The sequence below is a fragment of the Streptomyces sp. NPDC000348 genome (genome assembly GCF_042898795.1).
Classification (GTDB): Bacteria; Actinomycetota; Actinomycetes; order Streptomycetales; family Streptomycetaceae; genus Streptomyces.
Genome location: NZ_JBIAZD010000004.1, coordinates 38,590 through 64,390, shown reverse-complemented (window position 1 = coordinate 64,390; position 25,801 = coordinate 38,590). Strand labels below are relative to the sequence as shown.

Annotated in this window: 22 protein-coding genes and 1 riboswitch; of the genes, 15 read left to right on the top strand and 7 right to left on the bottom strand. The window is 72.8% G+C overall.

All coding sequences use genetic code 11. The features are described 5' to 3' along the window. The first annotated feature begins 268 nt into the window (after positions 1–268). From ACFY3N_RS09960 to ACFY3N_RS09950, 3 genes are all read left to right on the top strand, one after another. Positions 269–715, top strand: coding sequence for an ATP-binding protein (locus ACFY3N_RS09960; RefSeq protein ID WP_390816117.1), 447 nt, complete (start codon positions 269–271; stop codon positions 713–715). Positions 716–1,024: 309 nt separating this feature from the next. Continuing rightward, on the top strand, positions 1,025–2,644 hold the full coding sequence (locus tag ACFY3N_RS09955; protein WP_390816116.1) for an endonuclease NucS domain-containing protein: 1,620 nt from the start codon (positions 1,025–1,027) through the stop codon (positions 2,642–2,644). A gap of 62 nt (positions 2,645–2,706) precedes the next feature. Beyond that, positions 2,707–3,093 carry a hypothetical protein gene (locus ACFY3N_RS09950; protein WP_390816115.1) on the top strand — a complete coding sequence of 129 codons (387 nt, stop codon included), beginning with the start codon at positions 2,707–2,709 and terminating at the stop codon, positions 3,091–3,093. On the opposite strand, the gene ACFY3N_RS09945 is transcribed toward ACFY3N_RS09950, so the two are convergent. Next, positions 3,051–4,244: a trypsin-like serine protease gene (locus tag ACFY3N_RS09945; RefSeq protein WP_390816114.1), complete on the bottom strand. Its 1,194-nt coding sequence runs from the start codon at positions 4,242–4,244 to the stop codon at positions 3,051–3,053. The genes ACFY3N_RS09950 and ACFY3N_RS09945 overlap by 43 nt on opposite strands. Positions 4,245–4,336: 92 nt before the next feature. Here ACFY3N_RS09945 and ACFY3N_RS09940 point away from each other — a divergent pair, with 92 nt between their 5' ends. The 4 genes from ACFY3N_RS09940 (at position 4,337) to ACFY3N_RS09925 (ending at position 9,346) form a co-directional block, all read left to right on the top strand. After that, positions 4,337–4,585, top strand: a complete 249-nt coding sequence (locus tag ACFY3N_RS09940; RefSeq protein ID WP_390816458.1) for a hypothetical protein — start codon at positions 4,337–4,339, stop codon at positions 4,583–4,585. Positions 4,586–4,739: 154 nt separating this feature from the next. Then, positions 4,740–6,554: a DUF4357 domain-containing protein gene (locus tag ACFY3N_RS09935; protein ID WP_390816113.1), complete on the top strand. Its 1,815-nt coding sequence runs from the start codon at positions 4,740–4,742 to the stop codon at positions 6,552–6,554. Beyond that, complete coding sequence (locus ACFY3N_RS09930) at positions 6,551–7,822, top strand: McrC family protein (protein WP_390816112.1); 1,272 nt, start codon at positions 6,551–6,553, stop codon at positions 7,820–7,822. The genes ACFY3N_RS09935 and ACFY3N_RS09930 overlap by 4 nt, the downstream gene beginning before the upstream one ends. Positions 7,823–7,858: 36 nt before the next feature. Next, complete coding sequence (locus tag ACFY3N_RS09925) at positions 7,859–9,346, top strand: 3'-5' exonuclease (RefSeq protein ID WP_390816111.1); 1,488 nt, start codon at positions 7,859–7,861, stop codon at positions 9,344–9,346. 244 nt (positions 9,347–9,590) lie between these two features. Here the strand turns inward: ACFY3N_RS09925 and ACFY3N_RS09920 are convergent, their stop codons facing one another. Continuing rightward, complete coding sequence (locus ACFY3N_RS09920; RefSeq protein WP_390816110.1) at positions 9,591–9,941, bottom strand: trypco2 family protein; 351 nt, start codon at positions 9,939–9,941, stop codon at positions 9,591–9,593. Positions 9,942–10,032: 91 nt separating this feature from the next. Between ACFY3N_RS09920 and ACFY3N_RS09915 the strand changes: the two genes are divergently transcribed. The 6 genes from ACFY3N_RS09915 (at position 10,033) to ACFY3N_RS09890 (ending at position 18,616) form a co-directional block, all read left to right on the top strand. Continuing rightward, on the top strand, positions 10,033–11,355 hold the full coding sequence (locus ACFY3N_RS09915) for a serine protease (RefSeq protein WP_390816109.1): 1,323 nt from the start codon (positions 10,033–10,035) through the stop codon (positions 11,353–11,355). A 46-nt stretch (positions 11,356–11,401) separates the two neighbouring features. Next, complete coding sequence (locus ACFY3N_RS09910) at positions 11,402–13,711, top strand: tetratricopeptide repeat protein (RefSeq protein ID WP_390816108.1); 2,310 nt, start codon at positions 11,402–11,404, stop codon at positions 13,709–13,711. Between the two features lie 52 nt (positions 13,712–13,763). Further along, complete coding sequence (locus tag ACFY3N_RS09905; protein ID WP_390816107.1) at positions 13,764–15,164, top strand: hypothetical protein; 1,401 nt, start codon at positions 13,764–13,766, stop codon at positions 15,162–15,164. After that, positions 15,161–16,180 carry a hypothetical protein gene (locus ACFY3N_RS09900; RefSeq protein WP_390816106.1) on the top strand — a complete coding sequence of 340 codons (1,020 nt, stop codon included), beginning with the start codon at positions 15,161–15,163 and terminating at the stop codon, positions 16,178–16,180. The genes ACFY3N_RS09905 and ACFY3N_RS09900 overlap by 4 nt, the downstream gene beginning before the upstream one ends. Beyond that, positions 16,177–17,442 (top strand): ABC transporter substrate-binding protein, encoded by a 1,266-nt coding sequence (locus ACFY3N_RS09895; protein ID WP_390816105.1) that lies wholly within the window; start codon positions 16,177–16,179, stop codon positions 17,440–17,442. Before ACFY3N_RS09900 ends, ACFY3N_RS09895 begins: the two co-directional genes overlap by 4 nt. 142 nt (positions 17,443–17,584) lie before the next feature. Next, positions 17,585–18,616 carry a hypothetical protein gene (locus tag ACFY3N_RS09890; RefSeq protein WP_390816457.1) on the top strand — a complete coding sequence of 344 codons (1,032 nt, stop codon included), beginning with the start codon at positions 17,585–17,587 and terminating at the stop codon, positions 18,614–18,616. 171 nt (positions 18,617–18,787) lie between these two features. Here ACFY3N_RS09890 and ACFY3N_RS09885 read toward each other — a convergent pair whose 3' ends face one another. Genes ACFY3N_RS09885 through ACFY3N_RS09865 form a run of 5 tightly spaced genes read right to left on the bottom strand, consistent with a single transcriptional unit; the run spans position 18,788 to position 24,035 of the window. Further along, positions 18,788–19,456, bottom strand: a complete 669-nt coding sequence (locus tag ACFY3N_RS09885; RefSeq protein WP_390816104.1) for an ABC transporter ATP-binding protein — start codon at positions 19,454–19,456, stop codon at positions 18,788–18,790. Next, positions 19,449–20,480 (bottom strand): ABC transporter ATP-binding protein, encoded by a 1,032-nt coding sequence (locus ACFY3N_RS09880; RefSeq protein WP_390816456.1) that lies wholly within the window; start codon positions 20,478–20,480, stop codon positions 19,449–19,451. The genes ACFY3N_RS09885 and ACFY3N_RS09880 overlap by 8 nt, the downstream gene beginning before the upstream one ends. Positions 20,481–20,518: 38 nt before the next feature. After that, positions 20,519–21,406, bottom strand: a complete 888-nt coding sequence (locus tag ACFY3N_RS09875) for an ABC transporter permease (RefSeq protein ID WP_390816103.1) — start codon at positions 21,404–21,406, stop codon at positions 20,519–20,521. Between the two features lie 50 nt (positions 21,407–21,456). Then, entirely contained in the window at positions 21,457–22,425 is a 969-nt protein-coding gene (locus tag ACFY3N_RS09870) for an ABC transporter permease (protein WP_390816455.1), read from the bottom strand. A gap of 20 nt (positions 22,426–22,445) precedes the next feature. Beyond that, on the bottom strand, positions 22,446–24,035 hold the full coding sequence (locus tag ACFY3N_RS09865) for an ABC transporter substrate-binding protein (RefSeq protein ID WP_390816102.1): 1,590 nt from the start codon (positions 24,033–24,035) through the stop codon (positions 22,446–22,448). Positions 24,036–24,237: 202 nt separating this feature from the next. Next, a riboswitch (cobalamin riboswitch) is annotated at positions 24,238–24,597 on the top strand. Positions 24,598–24,626: 29 nt separating this feature from the next. Here ACFY3N_RS09865 and ACFY3N_RS09860 point away from each other — a divergent pair. Both ACFY3N_RS09860 and ACFY3N_RS09855 read left to right on the top strand, forming a co-directional pair. Further along, a complete protein-coding gene (locus ACFY3N_RS09860) occupies positions 24,627–25,337 on the top strand; it encodes an energy-coupling factor ABC transporter permease (protein ID WP_390816101.1) in 711 nt (236 codons plus the stop codon). Next, complete coding sequence (locus ACFY3N_RS09855) at positions 25,334–25,795, top strand: energy-coupling factor ABC transporter substrate-binding protein (protein WP_390816100.1); 462 nt, start codon at positions 25,334–25,336, stop codon at positions 25,793–25,795. Before ACFY3N_RS09860 ends, ACFY3N_RS09855 begins: the two co-directional genes overlap by 4 nt. The last annotated feature ends 6 nt before the right edge of the window (positions 25,796–25,801 follow it).

The window sequence follows — 25,801 nt, the reverse complement described above, 5'->3', positions numbered from 1 at the left end:
CCAGCCGCGGTAACAGCGTGGACGGCGGGTCGGCCGACGCGCCACGCCGCCGCGAAGGCTCCCCACCGACCACCGACCACCGAACCGCTCGACCGACCCGGCCGCGGACGTGCTCCGGGACACCGGGAACCCTCTGCCGCCTTCCCGCGTTCCTCACACGGCGGCGCGAGGATCCGGCGTACCGCCCGCCTCCCCCCGTCCGTACGCTTACTCCCCGTACGGGGCGCGGCACTCGCCCCCGCCCGCGTCCGGCCGCCACTCTGACGCCATGAACCACGCAACACCCCACGTGGGCGCCCCTGTCCGCACCTTCACCCAGCTGCTGTCGTCCACGCGGCGCGGCGCCCGTCTCGCCCGGCTCCTCGCGGTGACCGAGCTGCGCTCCCGGGGCGCTTCCCACGACCTCACGGAGCGCGCCGAACTCGTCGTCGCGGAGCTCGCCGCCAACGCCGTCCTGCACGGCCGCGTACCCGGCCGCTGCTTCCGGCTGACCCTCGTCCTCGCCCCGGCCGCCGACCGCCTCCGCGTCGAGGTCAGCGACGCCCGCGGAGACCTCCGCCCGCTCCCCCGCCCCACGACCACCGCGTCCGACCCCCTCCCCACCGGCGGACGCGGCCTGACCCTCGTCACCGCCCTCGCCGACCACTGGGACTGCGTCCCCTACCCGCCCGTCGGCAAGACCGTCCGGGCGGAGCTGCTCGACATCACTCCTTGATCACTTCGCCGACCAACCGCGCGGCCCGCGAGGTGCACGCTCCGATACGCGCCGACATGATCACACGCCACCAGTTGCCTGCTGCCCCATCAGTCCTCACGACCGCTGCCTGCCAAACATAGGGGCATCCGGGAGGCCGCCTACGGAGCCATGATCGCCAGCCCTATGGCGCACCCGGGTCGGAGAGCAAAGAGAACGAGTAGCCCGAGATGCGGTCGTGCTCGTCACGGGGACCGAAGGGGTGCAGGGGAATCGCCAACTGTGTCCCACGTCAGTGCCCTTGTCAGTGCTTCGGTCTAGCCTTCGACCATGCGACCGCCCCTCGAGAACGTTCTCCGCAATGCGCTCGTACAGAACCTGGAGCTGATCGAACCGGGGCTCCGGCCGGTTCAGTTCGAGGAGTACCCGCTGCCCAACGCACACGGCACCAGGGGCAGCATCGACATCCTGGCCCGTGATCGCCATCAGATGTGGGTGGTCATCGAGCTGAAACGGTCCCGGTCCAGCGCGCGGCAGGCCCTGCACGAGGTCAACAAGTACACCGAGCTTCTCTGCCGTGAGAAGAACCTCGCGCCGGACCGCATTCGTGCGGTGATCGTCGCCATGCCGGATGACTGGGAGGAACTCCTGATCGCCGTCAGTCATGCCGCGCGTGACTGGAGTCATGATCTTCGCGGATACCAACTGCTCCTGGACAACAATGGCACCCCCATCAAAACCGAGCGGGTGGAGCTCCTGCCCCGGGCGTTTGAACCCCGCATCACCCCCATCCACAACCTGTTCTTCTTCGTCACGGAGGAACAGCGGGAGCAGGGCTGGAGGATTATCAGCAAGGTCGCGGACGAGCTGGGGGCGCTCGACCTGTTGGCGGCGGATCTTGACCGTGTAGCGGAGAAGCACTACATCCCTGCGCCTTTCGGCCTGTACCTGGCGATCGGCCGAGTGAACGAGGAACTCGCCGCGGTGGATCTCCTGGGTGGTTACGACGGGCCTGAGCCGTTCGCTGACGAGCACCAGGCGGAGTACCTGGCCCTCTGCGAGATCTGCAACCGTCTTGCGCGCAGCAAGCTGCGCGGAATGAACATGGAGTCCGCACGGCCAGGGCTGTTGAAGAATCTCCGTGACGACCCCAACTGGGCCATCCAAGGCTTCCGAGGTACCGGCGCCTACGACGTCACAGCCGCCTTCGAAGAGCAGGACCTGTTCCGCTTCCTTACCGGGGACGAACGAGGAGACAGTCAGATCCTGTACACGGGCACCGCCAGCCCGCAGGTATCCAGCCGCTGGAAGGCGTTCCGGCAGGAGGCCCGGCAGAGCCTGGCCGGCAACCACGAGTGGGATTCGCTGGTGGCCGGTTGGCTCGACGAAGTGGGCCCGAAGGTTGGTGAGGGAGACGTCGGACTGCACGTCTACAACCCCTGTGACCTCCTGCAAACAATCACCCATGGGTGGCCGGACGGCCTGGAGAATCTCCTGCCCATGGTCATGGGCGAAGCCGTACCCCGCCACGGCCTACGACACTCGGTACGTGGCGCCCTGTGTTGGAACGGTCGAGGCATGTCGTTGCCCGATGCGGTACGGCTCGTGTACCGCGATCCGCTGTTCCTGATGAGCGACATGTACGCGGGGGCCGTGTGGGAACGTGACCGAGAGCTCTTGGATCTCCTGGGGCTGCACTACGTGCTCCTGGAGAAGATCGGACCCGTTGGGTCCCGGGCGACGGTGGCCGAAGAGCACCGCATCTGGATACACCAAGATCAGGGTGCTCGCGTCTACTCCTCGGACACGGATCCTCGCGGGTACGCACAGGCGTACGCAACCATTGCGGCTGATGGCGAGATCGTCTCGATCGGGCAGTACCTCAACAGGCATTCCCACGAAGTGGAGCTGGTGGCTCGGGAGTACCGCGCCTTCACTCATGTCCTCTAGATGAGTGAGTCCGATGTTTGTGCTGGCCTCGACTACGGCGAAGGGCGCCCGTTGGTCAGTGTGTGAAGACAAACCTGGACGCCCTTCTGACGGCACTGTACGTGTTCATCGACGACCATGTGGCTCCCCGTCGCCGGATCGGGCGACCCCCGAAACTGACGGACGCCGAACTGTTGTGCCTCGCGGTCGCCCGGGTCCTGCTCGGTTTCCCCTCGGCTCGCCACTGGATCCGCTTCGCACATGCCCGGCTGGGGCACCTGTTCCGCTACCTGCCCCAGCAGTCCGCCTACAACAAGCGCCTGAATGCGGCCAGGCCGCTGATCAGCCAACGGAAGCCGGCGTCCTCCCGGCCTTCACGACCGCCGAGGACGCCGGGCGGGCCCTGGCACGGGCCGCGAGGACGGATCTACCTGTTGATCCAGATGCCGAAGTCCCGCGTGGCCGTGTAGAAGTCCTGGAAGCCCAGGCGCGCCCCCGCACTACGGGTCACCGTGCCCTTGGCGATCGCGCCGCCAGCGGCCGAGGCGGTGTAGATCGGGCCGCCGCTGTCACCGCTGCGGGCCGCCTCCCGGCCGTCCATCTGCTCTGCCTCCACCAGGTCTTCGGAGTCGTTGTAGAAGAAGAGGACCTTCATGTTGCAGACCGGGCCGCCCGTGGCCCGTGCGCTGGTGATTCCGGACTGGCACAGGTACTCACCCGGGAAGACGTGGTCCCAGCCGTCGACCCGCACGCCCGCGTCGCTGTCGGGTCCCCCGGTGTACATGAAGTTGTCGGAGTTCGTGGGGATGAGCATCACGTCGTGGGCGTCATTGGACTTGGTGGAGGTGCCGATGTAGGTGCCCTGCGGGTTGGTGAACCGATTGCCGCTCCGACCGCAGTGCTCAGCGGTGAGCAGGTAGGTCGCGCTTGCGTCACGCACACCGAACCCGGCCGTGCACGCCCCGCCATTGAAGTTTATCTGTGCTCCGCCCGACCACGGCGCACCGTCGTTCACACGCGAGCGTTCCTGGAGAGGCTCCTCGCTGATCGTCTTCACGGACACGCCGGCGATCCGGTCGACCGTGCTGTGGTCCTGCGCGACGGAGGCGGTGCGTGCTGCGCGGGTGGTGTCCTGTGCCAGGACCAGTCCGCTGCCGTCAGTGGGGATCTTGACGCTGTGGCCGAGCGAGGGGTCCTTCTCCAGCCGGGCTTGTAACAGCTCGGAGGCGTCCTTGAGTTCGGCCAGCGAGTGGTCCGCGGCGACGATGTGCACGGGGGCGGTTCTGCGGGCCCGCTCCGCGGCCCGCTGTACGGGCTCGGGCAGGTCGCCCTTCCACCACAGGGTGACGTGGTCTTCCTGAAGGCCGATGCCCGTGTAGCCCTCGTAGTGGCCCCGCTCCTGGGCCTTGGCCAGGATGCTCGCAGCGGCGACGAGGGGTCGCTGCTCGTTCATCTTCCGCAGGTTGTCGGCGCCGACAGCCTGTGAGATCGGGACGCTCTTCTCGCTGTTACCGTCGCGCTGCTGCTCGGCGCTGGCGCCAGGGGCGAGGGTGCCGACGAGCGCCATCGCCGCGGCCAGGGCCGAACCCGCAGCCCACAGGCTGGTTCTGCCGTAACTCATGAGTATGCCTTTCCTCTTGGCGTAGCAGTCTGTGATCAGACGGCACAGGCATCCTCATGGGCCCCGATTTACATTCGATCCACAAATGATTAATACCAACCAGATACTCGGGGGTCGGAAGTGAAACACGGAGTCGCACGTGCAGCCGGATCAAGCTGTCGGAGCTGCTGGACGCCGGTCTGATCAGCGCTGGAACCGTCCTCACCCCCGCGTGGGAGGAGTACGGGCAGGTGGGTTTCGTCGACGATCAGGGCCGCATCCGGCTCGACGAGCAGCTCCACGACACTCCGTCCGGAGCCGCCAACGCGGTCGGAGCGGGGGCCAACGGCTGGACCTTCTGACTGGCCGACACCCCCCCGAAGGGCAGGTTTCGCTGGCCGATCTGCGCGCCGCTCTGTCCGAGGAGGCCTGACACCTCACCCGCTTGTTGACGCTGTCAACCTGTAACCTGTGCGGTGTTCGACGCAGGCGTCGCCCTCTCCCGGAAGGTCACCCATGCCGCAGCCCGGCCGCCTCCCCGGCACGCCCGAGTTCCGCATCAAGCTCACCCCGGACGGCGCCGAGGCGCGCGGGTACCTGCTCACCGAGTTCGGCGGCAACGGCACGTACAAGTTCGCGCTGCGCGAGGGGTCCCTCGTGACCGCCGAGGAGTGGCCGGGGCTCGGCCGCCACGCCCGTCGGTTCCGGGCGGAACTGAGGGCGGGCGGCGCGCTCGTGGACGCCCCGGCCGCGCCCGGCCGACCCCAGGACGTGCCCGCGCGCTGGATGGTGACCCGGGACATCGAGTGCAACTCCTCCTCGGCCGCCGCCGCGCTGGTGTACGGCTACGACGCCTCCGGACCGGAGTCCTGGCGCACCGCCGAGGGGCATCCGCTCTCCGACTACCTGTCCACCGGCTGGCGTGCCCCGCACAAGGCGTGGCTGGTGCGCGGCTCCAACGTGTCGGGGCGCAACCTGGTGCGGGAGTCGTGGCTGAGGGAGGGGTTCGTCTCGCTCGCGGGCGCGCACCTGCCTCCGCTGGAGGAGTCCGACCCGACCAAGAGCGCGCTGCGCCGCTTCGTCGAGGAGGGGTACGAGGGGGCGGCCTCGTACCACCAGAAGCAGGGCCTGGTCGACGAGTTGCACGCCTTCCTGACGCAAATGCGGGTCGGGGACACGGTCGCCACCTTCGACGACGACCGGCTGCACCTCGGGCGGATCACCGGGGAGGCCGTGCAGAGCGCGTCGCCGGGCGGGCTGTCGAACCTGCGCCGGGCCGTCACCTGGCGGGCGGAGAGTCACCCGTACGAGGAGCTGCCGGGGGAAGTGCAGCAGAAGCTGTCCGTGCAGCACGACGTGGTGGACCTGACCGGGGTGCTCGACACGCTGGACGGGCTCACCGGACAGGGCGGGGGCACGGGCCCGGCGGAGAGCGGGGAGGCCGGCGAGCGGCCGGCGCAGCGGGAGCTGACGCTGCCGGAGGTCGGCGGGGAACTCGCCGCCGACCTCCTGGTCCACGACCCCGCCTGGCTGGAGGAGATACGGGAACTCCTGCTCGACGAGAAGCAGTTGGTGCTCTACGGGCCGCCCGGAACCGGCAAGACCTACCTGGCGATGAGGCTGGCCGAGCACTTCGGCGGCGGCCCCGAGCAGGTCAAGATCGTGCAGTTCCACCCGTCGTACTCCTACGAGGACTTCTTCGAGGGGTTCCGGCCCGTGGCGGACCCGGAGACGCGGGAGGTGGCGTTCCGGCTGACGGCGGGCCCGCTGCGGGAGCTCGCCGACCTCGCCTCCCGCGAGGGCAACCGGCACGTCCCGCACTTCCTGATCATCGACGAGATCAACCGCGCCAACCTGGCGAAGGTCTTCGGCGAGCTGTACTTCCTCCTGGAGTACCGGGACCGGTCCGTCCGGCTCACCTACTCCGGGGACGACTTCCCGCTGCCGCCCAACCTCTTCGTGATCGGCACGATGAACACCGCCGACCGGTCGATCGCGCTGGTGGACGCGGCGATGCGGCGCCGGTTCGCGTTCGTCGAACTGTCCCCGCGCACCGAGCCGACCGCCGGACTGCTCGCGCGCTGGCTGGAGCGCGAGGGCAGGGACCGGGAGCCCGCCCGCCTCCTCGACGCCCTCAACGCCCGCATCGACGACGCCGACTTCGCCATCGGGCCGTCGTACCTGATGAAGCCGGGCGTGTACCGCGACGGCGGTCTCGAACGGACCTGGCGCACGAAGATCCTGCCGCTCCTCGAGGAGCACCACTACGGCGAGGGGATCGACGTCGCCGCCCGCTACGGCCTCGACGCGCTGCGCGGGCGGCGGCCGTGACCGTGCCCCCGCCCGTACCCGTGTCCGAGGTGGTGCTGCACGAGTACGGGCCCGCCGTCTCCGCCCCGCTGGACGCCGCGGCCGGGCGGGCGCTGGCCGCCTCCGGCGTCCTGCGGAGCGCCGCCCCCGACCCCGGCCGGGACGGGCACTGGCTGCTGCGGGCGGGCAGCCGGGTCGGCGCCGTCCGCACGCCCGGCGGCCCGGTCGTGCGGATCATGCCGAAGACCCCGGTGAGCCAGCTGTTCTTCCTGCTCGGGTTCAGCCTCGACCCGGCCCGCGCCTGGCGCGACGGCCGGGAGGGCACCGTCGACACCGGCGCGTACGACGACGTCGTGCCCGCGCTCGCGCACGCCGTGGATCGGCGAATCGACGCGGCGCTGCGGCAGGGGGTCCTCCAGGGCTACCGGGAGGTGGAGGAGTCCGCGCTGGTGGTGCGCGGGCGGCTGCGCGAGGCCGAGCAGATCCGGCGGCACTTCGGCCGCACGCCGCCCATGGAGATCGCCTACGACGCGTACACCGCCGACACCGCCGAGAACCGCATCCTGCGCGCCGCCGCCGAGCGGCTGCTGCGGCTGCCGGGCGTCCCCGGACCCGTCCGGCGGCGCCTGGCCCACCAGCGGGTCCGGCTCGCCGACGCCCTGCCGCCGGTGCGGGGGCAGGAGCTGCCGCGCTGGCAGCCCTCCCGTCTCAACTCCTGCTACCAGCCCGCGCTGCGGCTCGCCGAGGCCGTCCTGCGCGGTTCCTCGCCGGAGCACCGGCCGCCCCTGCCGGGAGCCGAACCGCTCGCCGTGGACGGCTTCCTGTTCGACATGAACAGGCTGTTCGAGGACTTCGTCACCGTCGCCCTGCGCGAGGCCCTGAAGGAGCACGGCCTGACCGCGCGCCTCCAGGACCCCCACCACCTCGACACCGCGGACCTCGTGCGGATCCGCCCCGACCTCGTCGTCCGCACCCGCGACGGCCGCGTCCCGCTCGCCGTCGTCGACGCCAAGTACAAGGTCGAGAAGGCCGACGGACTCCTCAACGCCGACCTGTACCAGGCGCTCGCGTACGCCACCGTGCTCGGTCTGCGCGAGGCGCACCTGGTGTACGCGGCCGGACGGCGGCCCTCGCGCTTCCACGAGGTGCGCGGGACCGCGGCGGGGCCGGACGGACGAGGCGTGCGGCTCCATCAGCACAGCCTCGACCTCTCCCGCACGCCGGAACAGCTCCTGTCGTCCCTCCGGGACATCGCCGGACGGCTGGCCGGAACCACCGCGCACCCGTGACCACGCAACGCCCCCGTGGCGGAAGGAAGGAACCCCATGCCCCGGCTCGCCTTCGCCCAGAGCTTCTGGGACGGCTACGACACCCTGGAGAAGCCGGTCCGAGCCGGAGTGCGCAAGGCCATGGCCAAGTTCCAGGCCATGGGCGTCGCCGAACTCAACGCGGACAAGGGACTGCACCTGGAGTCCGTCGAGAAGGCCCGTGACCCGCGGATGCGCACCATCCGCATCACCGACTTCTGGCGCGGCGTCGTCCTCGCCCCCGACGACGGCAGCGGCACGTTCCTGCTGGTCAACGTCCTGCCGCACGACGACGCCTACACCTGGGCGGCGAAGCGCCTGTACAGCGCGAACTCCGCGACCCGGGCCCTGGAGGTGCGCGACGCCGTCGCCCTGGACGAGCTGACGCCGCTGTACGAGACGGCCGCCCGTACGGCTCCCCGGCTGCTGTTCGCGGACGTCTCCGACGGCGCGCTGCGCGAGCTCGGCATCGACGACCAGGTGCTGCGCGCCGCGCGCTCCCTGGTGGACAAGGCCCAGCTGGAGGCGTTCTCCACGCTGCTTCCCGAGGACCAGCTGGAGGTGCTGCAGTACCTCGCCGAGGGGTTCGGCCCGGAGGAGGTCTACCGGGACGTCGTGGCCGTCCGCCAGCCCGCCGACGCACCCGCCGAGCCGGTCGAGGACCTGGCCACGGTGATCGCCAACACCCCCGCGCGCATCCGCCTGGTCACCGGACCGCAGGAGCTGGAGGAGGTGCTGGAGAAGCCGTTCGCGGCCTGGCGGGTCTTCCTCCACCCCTCCCAGCGGCGCGTCGCCCACCGCACCTCGTACGGGGGTCCCGTCCAGGTCACCGGCGACCCGCACCAGCGGATCTACGACTCCCGGGTGTCGCTCGGCTCCCTGGGCATCGCCACGGCCGGCCGCAGCTTCCGGCTGCGCGTCAACTACCGCTCGACCGAGGAGATCCTCGCCTGGTCGGCGCGGCTCCTCGCGCCCGTCACCGTCGACGCGCTCGAGGGCGAGGGGACGGACTCACTGGCCGGGTACCGCTCCCTGCTGCACGGGCGCCGCCCCCACGCACAGGGGTACGCGACCCGGCAGGAGGAGACCGAGGCCCTGGTGGACCGGGTCCGGGGACTGCTCGACGAAGGTCTGGCGCCGCACGAGATCGGCGTGTGCGCACGCTTCAACCTCTCCCTGGACACGGCCGAGGAGAAGCTGAAGGCCGCCGGCATACCGGTGCTCCGGGTCAAGGGGCAGGCCGCGCAGGGCGCCGAGGGGGTGCGGCTGGCGACGATGCACGCGATGAAGGGGCTGGAGTTCCGGGCGGTGTCCGTACTCGGCGTCGGCGAGGGCGCCGTCCCGTTCGCCCGGGAGATCACCCCGCGCGAGGCGGACCCCCTGCAGCACGACGCCGACCTGCTCCGGGAACGCTGCCTCCTCTTCGTCGCCTGCACCCGCGCCCGCGAAGCCCTGAGCGTGACGTGGAGCGGAGCCCCGAGTCCGTTCCTGCCGCACGTCGCCTGAGCCGGCCGCGACATCCGCGGAGGCCTCCGCCCGCTCCCCCGCCCCATAGGCACCGCACCCGACCCGCTCTCCGCCGGCGGAGGGCGGCCTGACCCCCGTCGCCGCCCCGCCGACCGCTGGGACCGCGTCCCCCACCCGGCGGCAAGACCGTGACGCCGTGTTCGTTCGGACAGCCGCTGGTCGCCTTGTGGGTGACGTCGTGGTCGTGAGCGCCGGGCCGGACGCCGGCCTCCTCAGGGCCGGGTCACCGGTCCCGCAGGAGGGAGCCGTCGGGCGGGGCCGGTCGGTGGGGGGCGGCGTCCTCACGCCCGACCTCGTGGTGGCGGCCGTCGGGGCGGGGAAGGGGTTTGAGGGTGACCTCGACGCGATGGGTGGAGTCGTGGCTCACCGAGCCGCCCAGGCGGGCCTCGACCACGCCCAGGCGCAGGCCCGCCCCGCCCTCGCCGGCCCGGTGGAACTGCACCGAGAACTCCAGGCTGACCTGCTCCACGTGGAACCGCCAGTCGCTCTCCGCGCCCTCGGCCTGGGCCCGCGCCAGCTCCGCGCGCACCGTGCCGATGGCCTCCGACAGACCGATCGGTTCCACGTTCGTCATATCAACACACCGCCACTTTCGGCTGATTGACCGATCCACCCTGCTCACAAGTCTAGGGACGCCCCACGCTGTGCACGTAATGTGAGACGGCATGGGGGAACTGCGCGCGGACTGGAGACTCAGGCTGCGACGGGAGGACGCGCACGGGCCGATCTGCGGTGCCGGCGTGCTCGTCGACCAGTACACGGCACTGACCTGCGCCCACGTGGTGCGCCGGCCGGACGCCGTGATGTGGCTGGAGTTCGCCGAGAACGGCGGGCTGGAACCGGTCCCGGCACGGGTCATGCCGGGTGGCTGGCTGGCGGAGGGCGCCGACGGCGAGGACGTCGCCGTGCTGCGGCTGGACAGCCCCCGTCCGCAGGCGCGCCGCGCCCCGCTGGACACCCGGCTGTGGGGCGGCATGGAGGTGTACGCGACCGGTTACGCGGAGGGCTTCGACGACGGCATGAGCCTGTGGGGGCGGATCGGCGGCGCCAGCGGTGAGCGGGTGCAGCTCGACGCCGTGACCCGGTCGGAGGTGGTGCGGGCAGGCTTCAGCGGCGCCGGCGTGTGCACCCGGCCCGAGGAGGGCCGTCCCGCCCGGGTGGTGGGCCTCGTCGTCAGCTGGCGCGGGGACCTGGGCGCGGCGCTGCCCGAGGACAACCGGCTCTCCTTCTCGTATCTGATCCCCGTCGACCGCATCGCCGAACTCTCCCCGTTGATCAAGGAGTTGAGCAGTCCGGGGGCCTGGGACCACGGCTTCGAGGAGCGGCTGACCCGGTGGTTCGACGACCCGGACGAGGACCCGGTGAAGATCACCGTGGTGCCCCCGGGCAGCGGCAAGGACCGCTCGCTGCGCCATCTGACGCACCGCGCCCACGTCGTCCACCGCGGCGGCGCCAGCCGGCCCGATCTCATCGACCACGCGCTGGACCAGGTCGCCTTCCCGGCCGGTGAGTACCTGGCGTACTGGGACTGGCTGCGCGGCGCCAAGTCCCGGCCCCGGCGGGCGGCCGACCGTGCGCCCGTGCGGCCGGTCACGGTCCTCGTCGACGGGCTCGACGAGGAGCCGCAGCCGGGACCTCTCATCGACGTCCTCGCCCGATTACGGGTGTTCGGCTTCCGGCTGCTGCTCGTCTTCCGCCACGAGGGCGGCCCCGGCTGGACCGCCTCCCGTGACCTGCTCCTGCGGCCCGCGCTCCTCCACCACGCGGACACGCTGCTCGACCGCCTGCGGCGCGCGGAGTTCAGCCGGGCGATACGGCGTGACGTCGTCGACAGCGCCTCCCTCGGCTCCGTGACCGAGACCGCCGACCGGCACCGCGCCACGCGCCGCCTGCTCGACGACGTACGGGACCCGCAGCAGCAGCTCACCCGGCTGCGCGCGCTGATCAGGACCCTGCGCGCCGACCTGAGCCGCTGCGGGGACCGGTGAGGCGGCGCACCGTCCGCACCGGGCGGGGAAGGAGGGCCGCGAGAGGATGACGGCCTGCCCGCACCGGCGTTTCACCGGGGCCCCCTGCGGCGGCACCGTACTGCCCACCGGCTACTGCGCCGTGTGCGGCCGCGCGCGGCACGACCCCGGACTGCCCGGCCTGCCCCGGGACCCCCGGGAACTCGGCCCCCGTGAGCTCCTCGACCTCCCCGAGCGCGAGCCGCGCCCCGCCGGGGAACGCCTCGTCCGTCCCGATGCACCGCCGCGCATCCGCATGAGCTGCTCGTCCGCCGACTGCGGCATCGCCTTCGCCCCGCCCTACACCGAGGGCCCGGTGCCGATCGAGGGGTTCTGCCCGGCGTGCGGCGAGCGCTACTCGTACCGGCCCGAACTCGCCGAGGGCGACCTGCTGCGCGACCAGTACCGCGTCATGGGACCCATCGCGCACGGCGGCCAGGGCTGGGTCTACCTCGCCGAGGACACCCATCTCGGTGACGTCGTCGCCGTCAAGGGACTGCTCAACCGGTACGAGCACGACGGCGCCCGCCTCGCCGACGTCGAACGCCGCAACCTCGTCGCCATCCGCCACCCCCGCATCGTCCAGATCCGCGACTTCGTCGCCCGCAGGGACGCCGGCGGGCAGGTCACCGGCGGTTACATCGTCATGGACGACGTCGGTGACGGCACCCTCGCGAAAATCACCGAGGAGGTCCGGCGCGGGGAGTCCGTGCTCGACATCGAACACGTCGCGGCGTACGGCTGCCAGATCCTCGAGGCCTTCGTCCATCTGCACGCCGACGGCGAACGGGTCTTCGTGTACGGGGACATGAAGCCCTCCAACGTGGTGCACCACCGGGACGGCATCAAGGTCATCGATCTCGGTGGCATGCGCGAGCAGGGCCAGAGCCTGCCGCCCGCCCATGTCACGCCCGACTACATGGCGCCCGAGACCGCGACGTCGGCCGTGCCCACCGTCGCCCACGACCTGCACACCGTCGGCGTCACCCTGCGCGAACTCGCCCGCTGGGCCGTCACCGAGGTGCCCGGCCTCGGCACCGCATCCTTCGACCGGGTCGTCGACCGTGCCGTACGGACCGACCCGGGCCGCCGCTTCGCCGACGCCCGCGAGATGGTCGGCCAACTGCGCGGCGCCCTGCGGGAGATCCGCGCGCTGCGCGGCAAGAGCGATCCGCCGGAACCCTCCGACCACTTCCGGCCGGCCACCCGGCTGCCCGGCGCCCGGCTCGGCACGGTGCCGGACATCGGGCACTGGCTGAACCGGCCCCGCCGCGACCGCTACCAGCCGCCCGTGGCACCGGTCCTCGACCTCGGCACGCCCACACCCGCCGAGATCGCCGCCTGCCTGCCGGTACCCAGGCCCTATCCGGGCGATCCGCAGGCCACACGGTTCGAGGTGAGCAGCGGTTACGACCCCGGCCGGCTCCTCGACCAGGAGGACGAGAAGCCGCCCTCGGTGGAGATCCGCCTGCACAACGTACGCGTCCTGCTGGGCCGGAACACCCGCGGCGACCTGCGGCGCGCCCAGGAGGAGCTCGACACCGCCGACTCCGTCCCCGGACCGTCTGCCGTGCGCCGGTGGCGGCTGGAGTGGCACCGCGCCCTGCTCGCGCTGCGCGGCGCCGACCTCGACGGCGATCCGCGGCGGATCGCCGAGGCCCGGTACCACTTCACCCGGGTCCACCTCGAACTGCCCGGCGAGTACGCCCCCAAACTGGCCCTCGCCCACTGCGCGGAACGGCTCGGCGACGACCCCGCCGGGCCCACGGCCAAGGAACTGTACGAGGCCGTGTTCGCCCGCAACCCCGCGCACGGCGGCGCCGCCCTCGGCCTGGCCAGGCTCGCGCTCCGCGCACGCGACCGCCGGACGGCCATCGACGTGCTCGGCCGGGTCCGGCCGGGCACCCTGGACCACACCGTCGCCCGGATCGCGGCCCTGCGCATCCGCGCGGCCCGGCTGCCCGGCGACGGCGATCCGCTGCCCCTGCCCGCCGAGGTCGACGCCGCGCTGGCCGAACTGCACGGCCTGGTGGGCCGGCGTCCGGGCGACGGGGAACCGGGCCTGTCCGAGGACGAGGCGCTGCGCCTGAGCACCGAACTCCACGAGTGGAAACTCGACGCGGTGCACGCTCTCAGCGACCGGCACGGCTCCCCGGGGAGCGGTGCCGGACGGCTCACCGCGCGCGCTCTGCGACGTCTGGGCGCGCCGGAGCGCGCGTTGCGCGAGCAGCTGGAGTCGCACTACCGGCGGCTGGCGGCACGTCACCAGGAACCGGCCGCCGCCCACGAGCACCTCGTGGACCTCATGCACGCGGTACGGCCGCAGACCGTGTTCTGACCGCACGACCCGGCAGGACGAAGCAGCGCCCGGCGACGAAGGTGAAGGAGCGGTGACGTACGAGATGAGCAGCCCCGACCGGCCGCCGCAGCCGGGCATCCGACTGCACGTCGAACCCGGCGCCGATCCGCGCCCGCACCGGAGCGCGAAGATCGAGGCCCACCTGCGGGTCGACGTGGCCGCCGACGGCGCCCCCACCGACCTGCCCGCGGTCCGGCTCGCGGTGATCATCGCGGTGGACGTCGCCGAGTCCCACCGGGCGGCCGTCCGGCACGCCCTGCCGGCGGTGCTGCGCGCGCTGCCCGACCGCATCTCCTTCACCGTGCTCGGCGGCGGCCCCGAGCCGGTCCGGTGCTATCCGCGGGGCGACGAGGAGTGGGCCGTCGCCGATCAGGGCGCACGGCGCCGGGCCGCCTTCGTCGTGGGCTCGCTCCCGCTGCACCGGGAGGGGCCGCGTCCCGCCGGGTACGCCGCCTGGGTGGCCGCGGCGCGCGCCCTGCTCGTCGGCCGGCCGGTGTCCGTGCGCCATCTGGTGCTGATCACCGACGGCAGCAGCGCCGCCGCCGACGACCGTCTGGAGGAGGAACTGGAGTCCTGTGCGGGGCAGTTCACCTGTGACGTGTTCGCCGTGGGCGCGGACTGGGCGCCCGACCCGCTGCTGACCCTCGCCGAACGGCTGCACGGCACGGCCGAGTTCGTGGACGACGGACTCGGCCGCGCGATCACCGACGCCATCCGGCGGCTGCGCCGGGTGCACACTCCCCGGCTGCCGGTCGAAGTGACCGTAAGGCCCTCCGTACGCCAGGTCTCGCTGAGCGAGAAGGCGCCCCGGCCGCACCGGCTCGGCGGGCTGCCCGAGCCCGGCCGGCCGCACCGCTGGAGCTTCCCCACCTACCAGTGGGAGCAGGGCCGGCGCGACTACCTGCTCACCCTGGTCGCCGACGCCGACGCCGACCCGCTGGAGACCGAGCTGCAGTTCGCCATGGTCTCCGTCGGCGACGTCCACGCGCCCGTCACCGCCCGCTGGCACCTCCCCGGGCAGTCCTCGCCGCCCGCCGCGGCGGGCGGCGACAGCGTGCGCACCCTCAACGCCACCGCCAGGATGCGCAGTGCGCTGCGCCAGGGACTCGTCGCCCTCCGGGAACACCGGCGCGAGAGCGCGGAGGCCCGTCTGGGGGAGGCCGCGCGGCTGGCGGTGCGGTTCGGCACGGACTGGGTGCTGGAGGAGATCCGCGCGGTCGCCCGCATCGAGGACGCGGCCGGCGGGCGGGTCCGGCTGCGCGCCGTCGACGCCGGCGCCCTCGGCCCGATGATCCTGCGCGCCGGGTCCCGTCCCGGCGGGCCCCCGGCCGACGCCGTGGGCGCCCGGCCGGGTCCGCGCTGCGGCGGCTGCGGCACCCCGGCGGGGAGCGAGGCCCGCTACTGCATCGTCTGCGGGGAGAGGCTGCTGTGACGGCCGGACGCGCCGCGTTCCGGCGCCGGTGCTCCCCCGCGGTGTTCTGGCGGGGACGCCTGGGCTCCTGGCGGACCCGCCGGCTGCTGGAGGCGCATCTGGTGGCGCTGCTCCTGCTCACGGCCGTGGCGTCGACCGCCCTGTTCCTCTCCAGCCGTCAGGTCCAGCACGGCGCCGAGGCGCTGGCGTCCCGCGAGGCGCCGGCCGTGCAGGGGCTGGCCGCCAGCCGGCTCGCGGCCCTGCGTGCCCAGGAGGAGGTCGACCACCTGGTGGAGAGGAACCTCATCGGCGTCGTGGGCTCGGGCGAGGCCTACCGGTCCCAGCTCTCGGCCGCCGACCAGGGCCTGTCCCGGATCGCCGACCGCACGGACCAGGACCTCGGCACGGTCAAAGGGCTGCTCGCCACCTACAGCGACTCCCTCGCCCTCGGCACCTCCCTCTACCGCGACCAGCCCCTCATGCGGGAGCTGAGGCTCCGGGAGGCCGAGTCGCTGCTCACCCGCGACACGGTGGGAGTCGCACCGCGTCTGAAGGTGCTGCAGCGTGCCCAGCTGGAGCACGCCGAGTCCACGGCCGCCCTGGGGTGGTGGCAGCGCGCCGGGTGGTGGGTCGCCGAACTCGCCCTGGGCGCGGTGGCGCTGACCCTGCTCTCGGCGCTGTTCGTGCTGCGCGACCGCTGCGGCCGGGACTGGAACCCGTACCTGCTCGCGGCGTTCGTCCTCACCGTGCTGCTCGCGGTGGTCCCGCTGATGACGGCGTACTCCACCCAGGACGGTCTTGCCGGGGTGCTCGGGGAGCTGCGGCGGATCACCGAGGCGTCCTGGCGGAGCGGCTCGCCGGCCGTGGGGCAGCAGAGGGTCACGGAGATGTCGGAGGGCGTCCGGCGGCGACTGGCCGACGGCGCGTGGACCGAATCGGTGTACCGGGGCGCCCTCGTCGGCAGTGTGCTGGCCGTCGTCCTGCCCGCGCTGGGGCTCGGTCTGCGGCTCGACCACGACTACTGGAGGCGACGGTGACCCGGCGGTTCAGGATGCTGGTGTTCGGTGTGGTCATACTGCTGATCGCGGCCGGCGGCATGGTGGTGGTCTGGGCGCAGCACGACGACGAGGAGCCGGTGACCATCCTCGGGACGTGGACCGCCGGGCAGGCGGAGCAGTTCGAGAAGGTGCTGCGGGGCTTCGGCATCCCCTTCCGTTACCAGGGCACCGCGGCCCAGCGGGAGGTGCTGCTCTCCAAGGTGCAGTCGGGCGAGCCCCCGGACATCGTGATCATGCCGGGCCTCGGTGAACTCGCCGAGTACGCCGAGGGCGGCCTCCTGGAGCCGCTGGACGATCTCTACGATCCGCGGGAGTACGGCGCCCCCTGGATGCCGTCCGGCTCGTCCTCCGGGCATGTGTACTGGGTCCCGGTCAAGGCGGACCTGAAGAGCATCGTCTGGTACCGCGAGGGCCGGGGGCCGGGCACCTCACCGGCCCCGCTGGAGAGGTGGTGCATCGGCATGGGCGACGACGGCGCCTCCGGCTGGCCCGGCACCGACTGGATCGAGGACCTCGTGCTGCAACGGGAGGGCCCGGACGTCTACGAGAAGTGGGCGCTGGGCACGGGCGGCGTGAAGTGGTGGCGGAGCGGTCCGGTGCGCAGCGCCTGGGAGGCCTGGGCCGGTCTGCTCCGGCAGGACGAGGCCGCGGCCGGGCGGGCGCTGCTCGCCGACCACCGCGGCGCCCCGGACGGCCACGGACTGCTGTTCGACGGCCCCGCCGGATGCGCCCTGGAGCACCAGGGTTCCTTCGCGCTCTCCTTCTACCGGACCGACGCGCGGCACGCGCGCCTGACGGACTCCGCCCCGCTCCTGCCCGGCGGCGGCCGGGTCCGGGCGCACGAGGTGACCGGCGACTTCGCGGCGCTGTTCGGCGACCGCCCCGAGGCCCGTGAGCTGATCGAACGGCTGGCCTCCCGGGAGGGCCAGCAGAAGTGGGCCGACCTGGCGGACGTCTTCTCGGCGAACCGCCGGGTGAAGCCGCGGGGCGGCGCGGTCGAGGGCGGGATCGCCCGTCGGCTCCGCGAGGGGCCCCGCTGCCTGGACGCCTCGGACGTCATGGCGCCCGCCGTGCGGGACGCCTTCTACGAGGCCGTACTGCTGACCATCGCCAGGGCCGCCTCCGGCCAGGACCCCGGCATCCCCGGTCTCCTCCAGGACGTGCAGCGGGTGCAGGACGCGCAGTCCGCGCCGGGCGCGGGCGGCAGGGCGGCGCCGAGGACGGTGTGCAGTGCGCGGTGAGCGCGTCCCCGGAAAGTCCCCCCGGGCGTACAACCGTTCGGGCCGCTGATCCGTCTTCCCAGTGACCGCTCTGGTCGTATTTCACGAGGAGACCGTCATTCCCGCCATACGCAAGACCTTCACCGCCACCGCCGTCGCCACCGTGGTCCTGGCCGGGTCCGCCGCCTGCGGCACCGTGGAGAACCTGTCCGCCGGGCAGAAGCTCGACCAGGCCTTCGAGAAGCTCGGCAAGGAGCGCTCGCTCTCCTTCGAGCTGGACCTGGACACCGACGCCGCGTCGCTGAAGGCGCTGGACGCCGGGTCGGCGCCCGAGGACGCGATGCCCGAAGAGGTCGCCGAACTGCTCAGCGACGCGCGGATCTCCCTGTCGGTGCAGTCCAAGAAGCCGTTCGAGGAGTCCGGTGAGAAGGACTTCGACGGCATGGCGCTGAAGTTCAGCGGCCCGGACGGCGGCCTGTTCGAGTACCGGATGGTCGGCGACTACACCTACCTCCGTGCCGACCTGGACGCGATCGGGCGGATGAGCGGCAGCCCCATGCCGTCGGCCGACGAACTGCCCGACAGCGCGGGGGCGTTCAAGAAGCTGGTCGCGGGTGAGTGGCTCAAGGTCGCGACGAAGGACCTGGAGGAGACCGGCGAGCAGATGTCGGGGGCGGAGGGCGCCGGGGCCGAGGAGCCCTCGGCGGAGCCCACGCTCGACGCCAAGACGCAGAAGAAGCTCACCAAGGCGCTGCGGCAGGTCATCGCCAAGGAGGTCGACTTCACGACCTCCGAGGGGTCGGACGGCACCGAGCACATCAAGGCCACGGCGCCCTTCCGCACGCTGATGACCGAACTGTCCGACGAACTGGCTCCGTTGGCGAAGGAACTGCCGCCGGGCGCCGAGCTGCCGACGGCCAAGGACTTCAAGGACGCGCCGAACGAGAAGGTCACGGCCGACTTCACGCTGAAGAACGGCGAGCTGACCGAGGTCTCCATCGACCTGGCCAAGCTGGCGGAGAAGGCGAAGGTCAAGAAGTTCGCGCTGGTGCTGCGCCTGGGCGAGGCCGAGAAGGCCACGGCCCCGGCGAACGCCGCCGAGGTGCGGATCGACGAGCTCATGGAGGGCTTCTTCGGCGGCTTCGCGGCGAGCGCGCTCGGCGAGGAGGAGTTCGCGCAGGACATCGAGGGCTGACCCCCCTTCGGGAAGGGTCCGCGCGGCGCGCCGTCCTCCCCGAAGGGAGAAGGCGACCGCCGCCGTCGTCGGCACGGGGATCTGCAGGGGGACGCTCCCGGCCCTCTGCAGCGTCCTGGGACCGTCCGTGACCACCGGGCCCCGCTCGGGCGCACGGTCTCACGGCCGTCATCACGGGAGGCGCCGCCCGGTGATCGTCTCCCAGTGGACCGTGCGGTCGCACCAGCGGTTCAGCAGGGTCCGGTCGTGGCCCACGGCCAGCAGGCCCGCGCCGGTCGAGGTGCGGTAGGCCTCGACGGCCCCGACCAGCGCGGCCGTGGTCGACGCGTCCAGCATCGCCGTCATCTCGTCGCAGATCAGCCAGCGGGGGCGCAGCACCAGCGCGCGGGCGAGGCAGGCGCGCTGGAGCTGGCCGTCGCTGACCTCGTGGGGGCGGCGGGTGAGCAGGTCGGGGGTCAGGCCGACGGTCTCGGCGAGTTCGGCCACGCGGCCGGGGACGGACGGGCGGCGGCCCGTGGCGCGCAGGGGTTCCGCGATCAGGTCGGTGAGGCGCAGGCGGGGGTCGGCGGAGAGGCGGGGCTGCTGGAAGACGACGCCGACGGCGGTGCGCAGCTCGCGCGGGGCGCGGTGGCGCCAGCGGTGTACGGGGGTGCCGTCGAGGATGACTTCCCCGGCGTCCGGGCGGTGGAGGAGGGCGGCGACCCTCGCCAGGGTGGACTTGCCGCAGCCGCTGGGGCCGAGCAGGCCGACGGACTCGCCGGGGGTGACGGTGAGGGTGGCGTCCCGTACGGCGGGGGCGCGACGGTCGTATCCGGCGGTGATGGAGCGCAGTTCAAGCACGGATGTCCTCGGGGGTGGGTGCCGGGGCCGGGTGGTGGCAGGCGACCGACCCGGTGAAGGACGGGAGGGCCGTGCAGGTGTCCGTGGCGCGGTCGCAACGGGGCGCGAAGGCGCAGCCGTCGGGGAGGGCGCCGAGTTCGGGGGGCAGTCCGGGTATAGGGGTGAAGGACCGGTCCGGGAGAGCCTGCAACAGGCCCCGGCTGTAGGGGTGGCGGGGCCCCGGTGTGCCGAAGAAGGCGCTCGCTCCGGTCAGTTCGACGATGCGGCCCGCGTACATGACCGCCACCCGGTCGGCGACGCGCTGCGCCGCCGCGAGGTCGTGGGTGATCATCAGGAGCGCCCGGTCGCCGTCGGCGTCGACATGGCGGCGCAGTTCGTCGACGGTGCGGTCCACCAGGTCGCGGTCCAGGCCGGTGGTGGGTTCGTCGGCCAGCAGGAGGGGTGCCCCGCCCACCAGGGCGAGGGCGGTGGCGGCGCGCTGGGCCAGCCCGCCGGAGAGTTCGTGGGGGTGGCGGTCGAGGTGGCCCGGCGGGAACCCGGCGCGTTCGGCGGCCTGTTCGGCCGCCGTGCGCAGGGCCGTGCGGCCCCGGACGCCGGTGAGCCGGTCGACCGTCTCCTCCAGTTGGGAGCGGATGGTGCGTACGGGGGTGAGGTGGGCGGCCGGGCTCTGCGGGATGAGGCCGATGCGGCGGCCCCGCACGGTGCGGGCGAGGGTGCGTTCGTCGGCGGTCAGCAGGTCCAGGTCGCCGAGGTGGGCGTGGCCCGCGGTCTGGGCGTTGGCGGGGAGCAGGCCGAGGAGGGCTGAGGCGAGGACGGACTTGCCGCAGCCGCTCTCGCCGATCAGGGCGAGGCATTCGCCGGGCGCCACGTCGAAGCGGGCGTCGGTGACGGCGGCGATCCGGCGCCCGCCCGGCAGCAGGAAGCGTACGGACAGGCCGCGCACCGACAGCACGGGAGGTCGCCCGGTCGTCGCGGCGCCGGTGGACGGCGGCGGGGGACTCCCGGCCGTCGCCGCATGCGGGATCGCCGCGTCCTCCACCGACGGTGCGGCAGGTCGCTCGGTCACAGCGTCAGCTCCGATCGGCGGCGGGGGTTGATCCGCTCCCGCCAGACACCGGCGAGGCCGGCGACGGCGAGGGTGGGGACGATCAGGAAGAGGCCGGGGAAGAGGGTCGGCCACCACTGTCCGGCGAGCAGGGAGCCGCGGGCGCCCTGGATGAGGGTGCCGAGGCTGGCGGTGTGGTTGGGCAGGCCGAGGCCGAGGAAGGACAGGGCGGACTCGTGCCACATGGCGTGCGGCACCATCAGGACGGCGGCGAGGCCGGCCTGGGGCAGTACGCCGGGCAGCAGGTGCCGTACGAGGACCCGCCACCGGGAGGCGCCGCCGGAGACGGCCGCGTCGATGTAGGGGCGGGAGCGCAGCGAGAGGACCTCGGCGCGGACGATGCGGGCGGTGGACAGCCAGTGGGTGAGGCCCACGGAGATCACCACCGGCCAGACGCCCGGCCGGAACATGGCGACGACGAAGACGCCGAGCAGCAGGTGCGGTACGGAGGAGAAGGTGTCGACCAGGCGCATGACCGCGCGGTCGGTCCAGCCGCCGAGCGCGCCGGCGGTGGCGCCGACGGCGGTGCCGATCACGGTGGCGGTGAGGGCGGCCACCACGCCCACGAGCAGGGAGACCCGCAGCCCGTACACGCAGCGCAGCAGCAGGTCGCGGCCCACGTCGTCGGTGCCGAAGGGGTGGGACCAGGACGGCGGCAGGAGTTCGGCGGCGAGGTCGACGGCCTGCTGGTCGAGCCGGACCAGCGGCGGCACGAGGAGCACCGCGAGGACCGTCACGGCGAGCAGGGCCGCGCTGACGCGCAGGCGGAGGGTGTGGGTGGAGCGGCGGGCGGTGCCGTGCGCGCGCCACACCGTCTTCGTCACGGCGGTGGTGTCAGCAGCCATGTGGGTCACATCCGTGGGTGTCACGTCCATGGGGGTCACATCCATGGGGGTCACATCTCATTCAGCTTCACCCTCGGGTCGGTCAGTCCGTAGAGCAGGTCGGCGAGGAGGTTTCCGGCGAGGACGGCGGCGGTGGCGAGGGTGGTCAGCGCGGCCAGCAGCGGGAAGTCGACGGAGGTGGCCGCCTCCACGGTGGCCGCGGCGATGCCCGGCCAGCTGAACACGGTCTCCACCAGCAGGGCGCCGGTGATGAGTTCGGGGACGCGGGAGCCGATCAGGGTGAGCACGGGCAGCAGTCCGGAGCGCAGGGCGTGGCCGAGCAGGACGGTGCGTTCGCTCAGGCCGCGGGCCCTGGCGCCGCGCACCGGGTCCTCCGCGAGGGCGTCGCCGACGCCCTGACGGACGTAGAGCGTGAACCAGGGCAGCTGGGAGACGGCGAGGACGCCGGCGGGCAGGATCAGGTGGCTCGTGACCTGGCCGAGGGTGACCCGGTCGCTGCCGGTGTCGGTGAGGCCGCCGGCCGGGAGGACGTCCAGCTCGAGGGCGAACAGCCAGACGGCGAGCAGGGCGGTCCAGAAGACCGGGGCGGCCTCCAGGACGTACGCGAGGGAGGTGACCGCGCGGTCCAGGAGGGAGCCGGGGCGGCGGGCGGCCAGGACGCCGAGCACAGTGCCGAGCAGGACGGCGGCGGCGAACGCGACGGCGCACAGCAGGGCCGACCAGACCAGGCGTTCGCCGATCACCTCGGCCACCGGCTGGCGCATCACGGTGGAGTGGCCGAGGTCGCCGCCGGACGCGGAGGTCAGCCAGTCCCACCAGCGGGCGGTGAACGGCCGGTCCACGCCGAGGTTCTCGCGCAGCCGGTCCAGGGTCTCCTGGTCGGCGCCGAGCGCGGCGGTGCCGGCGTACGCCTTGACGGGGTCGAAGGGGGAGGCGGCGGCGACGGCGAACACGCCGAAGGTGACGACCAGGAGCACGGGCACGGCGAACAGGGCCCGCCGTGCCGTGAGCCGGGCCATCTCTCCCCAGGGGAGTGCGGTCATGCGGCGGGCTGCCAGTCCTCGAGGTTCCACCAGGGGCCGCTGGCGAAGCCGTGTTCGTGGGGTTCGGTCTGGGTGGTGAGGTCCTTCCAGCGGTCGGCGAGGACGTACATGTGGTCGATGTGGGTGAGGAAGGTGTAGCCGGGGTTCTTCACCAGTTCGCGCTGGAGGGTGTCGTAGGCGGCCCTGCGGTCCCCGGGGTCCTGGCTGCGGCGGCCGGTGTCGAGGGCCTCGTCCACGGCCGGGTCGTCGTACCGGGCCATGTTGTTGAAGCCGTCGCCGGCGAGGGAGGAGTGCAGCAGGGTGTAGAGGCCGAAGTCGGGGTCGCCGGTGCTGCCGAAGCCGGCGAGGACGGCGTCGTGCCTCATCCGGGGTTCGATGACCTCCCAGGTGGCGCTCTCCACCTCGACGTCGATGCCGGCCTTCCTGGCGTCGGAGGCGTAGGCGAGGGCGTGGTCCTGGCGGACCTTGTCGCCGGAGGGGTAGTGGAGGGTGAAGCGGGCGGGGCGGCCGTCCTTGGCGCGGATGCCGTCCTCGCCGGGCCTCCAGCCCGCCTCGTCGAGGATGTTCCTGGCCTCGTCGAGGTCCTGGGAGCGCTCGATGTCCTCGGCGAACCAGGGGTCGTCGAGGGGCAGCGGCCCGTAGGCGGGGCGGCCGGCGCCGTCGAGGATCTTGTCGACCATGGCCTCGCGGTCCACGGCGAGGTCGAGGGCGCGGCGGATCGCGGTGTCGCCGGTGACCGGGTTGCCGGTGGGGAGGGTGACGGCGCGGAAGTCGTACGACGTCGCCCGGTAGGTCTTCCTGCCGTCGTCGTCCTCGAAGGTGGCGGCGAGGTTGGGCGGGAGGGTGGCGCCGTCGAGGTCGCCGGAGCGCAGCCGGGTGGCGCGGACGTCGTCGTCGGTGATGATCGCCATGGTGAGCTTTTTCACCTTCGGGGCGCCGCCCCAGTAGTCCGGATTGGCCTTGAAGGTGAGCTTCTCCCCCTTGCTCCAGCCGGTGAGGACGTACGGCCCGGTGCCGACCGGCTCGGTGTTGAAGGACCCGGTGTTGGGGTCCTGTCCGCCCGCGATGTGCTCGGGGACGACGGGCAGCACCGTGCGGGCGGCGAAGGCCGCGTAGGGACGGTCGAGGGTGAAGACGACCTTGTCGTCGCCGTCGGCCCGGACCTCCTCGATGGCGTCCAGTTCGCTCCTGGCGGTGTTGTTGGTCCTGTCGTCCAGGACCGTGCGGTACGTGAAGACCACGTCGTCGGCGGTCAGCGGCTCGCCGTCGCTGAACCTCACGCCGTCGCGCAGGGTGTACGTGTAGGTGCGGCCGCCGTCCGTGATCTCGGGGAGCGCCTTCGCCAGGGCCGGCTTCAGCTTCATGTCGGCGTCCCGGGCGAGGAGCCCGTCGAAGATCTTCGAGTTGCCGTCCTTGCCGTAGCCGAGCAGGGGGCTGAGGGTGTCCGGTTCGGACGGGACCCCGATCACGACGGAGTCGGCGGACGCCCCGCCGTCCGCGCCGCCGTCGCCCGGTGCCGAGCAGGCGCTGACCGCACCGGCCATCGCGACCGCGGCGGCGGCACCCCGTATACGTCGGGTCGTCATCGAACCTCACATCCCTGTTGCCTGAAAATCGTTGTTGCATATTAATTGCAGCAAGGTACTGCCCAGGACGGCGGCCTCCCACTCCCCCGCCCCGGAGGGCGCCACCGCTCGTGTCAAGTGCGCAGATGTGCGCCGGGGTGCGAGCCGCCGGGCGCCGCCCGCGCGCCCCCGGCGGCCGCTTGTCACCGGACCGGAACGGGCACTACTGTCGCCACGCCTTGGTGACGGGAAATCGGTGCGATACCGGTGCGGCCCTCGCCACTGTGATCGGGAAGTCCGGCTCCAGTCCTCGCGGACGGCCACTGGGTCCTAGGGCCCTGGCGCCACATTCCCGTCTGCCGCGCGACGCCTGGCACGCACGCTCGCCACGTTGCCGAATCGCCCACGTGGCTCCGCCACGAGGGCGCTCCGGCGCCTTGCGATCGCACGCGCCAGACGCCGCGCGACCCGCCCTTCGGGCGGACGACGGGAATGTGACGCCAGGGCCCAGGGACCCGGGAAGGCGGAGCACGGGCGGTGGTACCCGTCAGCCAGGAGACCGGCCAAGGCGCGTCAACCATCCACGAGGTGCTGGAGAGGGTCTGCTGAGCCATGCACATTGCCGAGGGTTTTCTGCCTCCGGCGCACGCGGTCGCCTGGGGCGTCGCGTCGGCGCCGTTCGTCGTCCACGGAGCCCGGTCGCTCGTCCGTGACGTCAGGGAACATCCCGAGAGCACGCTGCTGCTGGGCGCGTCGGGAGCGTTCACGTTCGTCCTGTCCGCGCTGAAACTGCCGTCGGTCACGGGAAGTTGCTCCCATCCCACCGGCACGGGGCTCGGCGCGATCCTGTTCCGGCCGCCGGCCGTGGCGGTGCTGGGCACCATCACCCTGCTGTTCCAGGCGCTGCTGCTCGCCCACGGCGGGCTGACCACGCTCGGCGCCAACGTCTTCTCGATGGCGGTCGTCGGTCCCTGGGCCGGGTACGGCCTCTACCGGCTGCTGCGCCGCTTCGACGTGCCGCTGATGGTGGCGGTGTTCTTCGGCGCGTTCGTCGCCGACCTGTCGACGTACTGCGTGACGAGCGTGCAGCTGGCGCTCGCCTTCCCCGACCCGGGGAGCGGATTCCTCGGAGCCCTGGGCAAGTTCGGCTCCATCTTCGCCGTGACGCAGCTCCCGCTCGCGGTGAGCGAGGGGCTGCTGACCGTGCTGGTGACGCGCATGCTGGTGCAGTCGAGCAAGGGCGAGCTGACGCGGCTCGGGGTGCTGGTCGCCCCGGCGGCCGGACGGAAGCCGGCGGACTCCACCGGGGCGGTGGCCCGATGAGCCGCAACGCGAGGATCAACACGCTGCTGCTGGTGCTGGTGGCCGCGCTCGCCGTGCTCCCGCTGGTGTTCGGGCTCGGCGACCACAAGGAGGAACCGTTCACGGGCGCGGACGCCGAGGCCGAGACGGCGATCACCGAGATCGACCCGGAGTACGAGCCCTGGTTCTCACCGCTGTACGAACCGCCGTCCGGCGAGATCGAGTCGGCGCTCTTCGCCCTCCAGGCGGCGCTCGGCGCGGGCGTCCTCGCGTACTACTTCGGGCTGCGGCGCGGGCGGCGGCAGGGCGAGGCGCGGGCGCTGGAGCGGACCGGGCCGCAGGCCGGCCCGGCCCCGGACGCCGGCGGCGGTCCGTCCGCCGCGCGCGACGGCGGGGATGCCACGGCCGGGGGGCGGGCCGGCGACGGGGGCGGCGAAGCCGGTGAGGGCCGCGGGGCCGCGGCACGGCGGCGGGGCTGACGCCAC

Coding starts and splice junctions, on each gene's coding strand:
- ACFY3N_RS09935 (WP_390816113.1), top strand. CDS start 4,740: ATGCCGCAGCCCGGCCGCCTCCCCGGCACGCCCGAGTTCCGCATCAAG.
- ACFY3N_RS09915 (WP_390816109.1), top strand. CDS start 10,033: ATGGGGGAACTGCGCGCGGACTGGAGACTCAGGCTGCGACGGGAGGAC.
- ACFY3N_RS09875 (WP_390816103.1), bottom strand. CDS start 21,406: ATGGCTGCTGACACCACCGCCGTGACGAAGACGGTGTGGCGCGCGCAC.
- ACFY3N_RS09865 (WP_390816102.1), bottom strand. CDS start 24,035: ATGACGACCCGACGTATACGGGGTGCCGCCGCCGCGGTCGCGATGGCC.
- ACFY3N_RS09855 (WP_390816100.1), top strand. CDS start 25,334: ATGAGCCGCAACGCGAGGATCAACACGCTGCTGCTGGTGCTGGTGGCC.
- ACFY3N_RS09910 (WP_390816108.1), top strand. CDS start 11,402: ATGACGGCCTGCCCGCACCGGCGTTTCACCGGGGCCCCCTGCGGCGGC.
- ACFY3N_RS09920 (WP_390816110.1), bottom strand. CDS start 9,941: ATGACGAACGTGGAACCGATCGGTCTGTCGGAGGCCATCGGCACGGTG.
- ACFY3N_RS09960 (WP_390816117.1), top strand. CDS start 269: ATGAACCACGCAACACCCCACGTGGGCGCCCCTGTCCGCACCTTCACC.
- ACFY3N_RS09860 (WP_390816101.1), top strand. CDS start 24,627: ATGCACATTGCCGAGGGTTTTCTGCCTCCGGCGCACGCGGTCGCCTGG.
- ACFY3N_RS09955 (WP_390816116.1), top strand. CDS start 1,025: ATGCGACCGCCCCTCGAGAACGTTCTCCGCAATGCGCTCGTACAGAAC.
- ACFY3N_RS09925 (WP_390816111.1), top strand. CDS start 7,859: ATGCCCCGGCTCGCCTTCGCCCAGAGCTTCTGGGACGGCTACGACACC.
- ACFY3N_RS09945 (WP_390816114.1), bottom strand. CDS start 4,244: ATGAGTTACGGCAGAACCAGCCTGTGGGCTGCGGGTTCGGCCCTGGCC.
- ACFY3N_RS09870 (WP_390816455.1), bottom strand. CDS start 22,425: ATGGCCCGGCTCACGGCACGGCGGGCCCTGTTCGCCGTGCCCGTGCTC.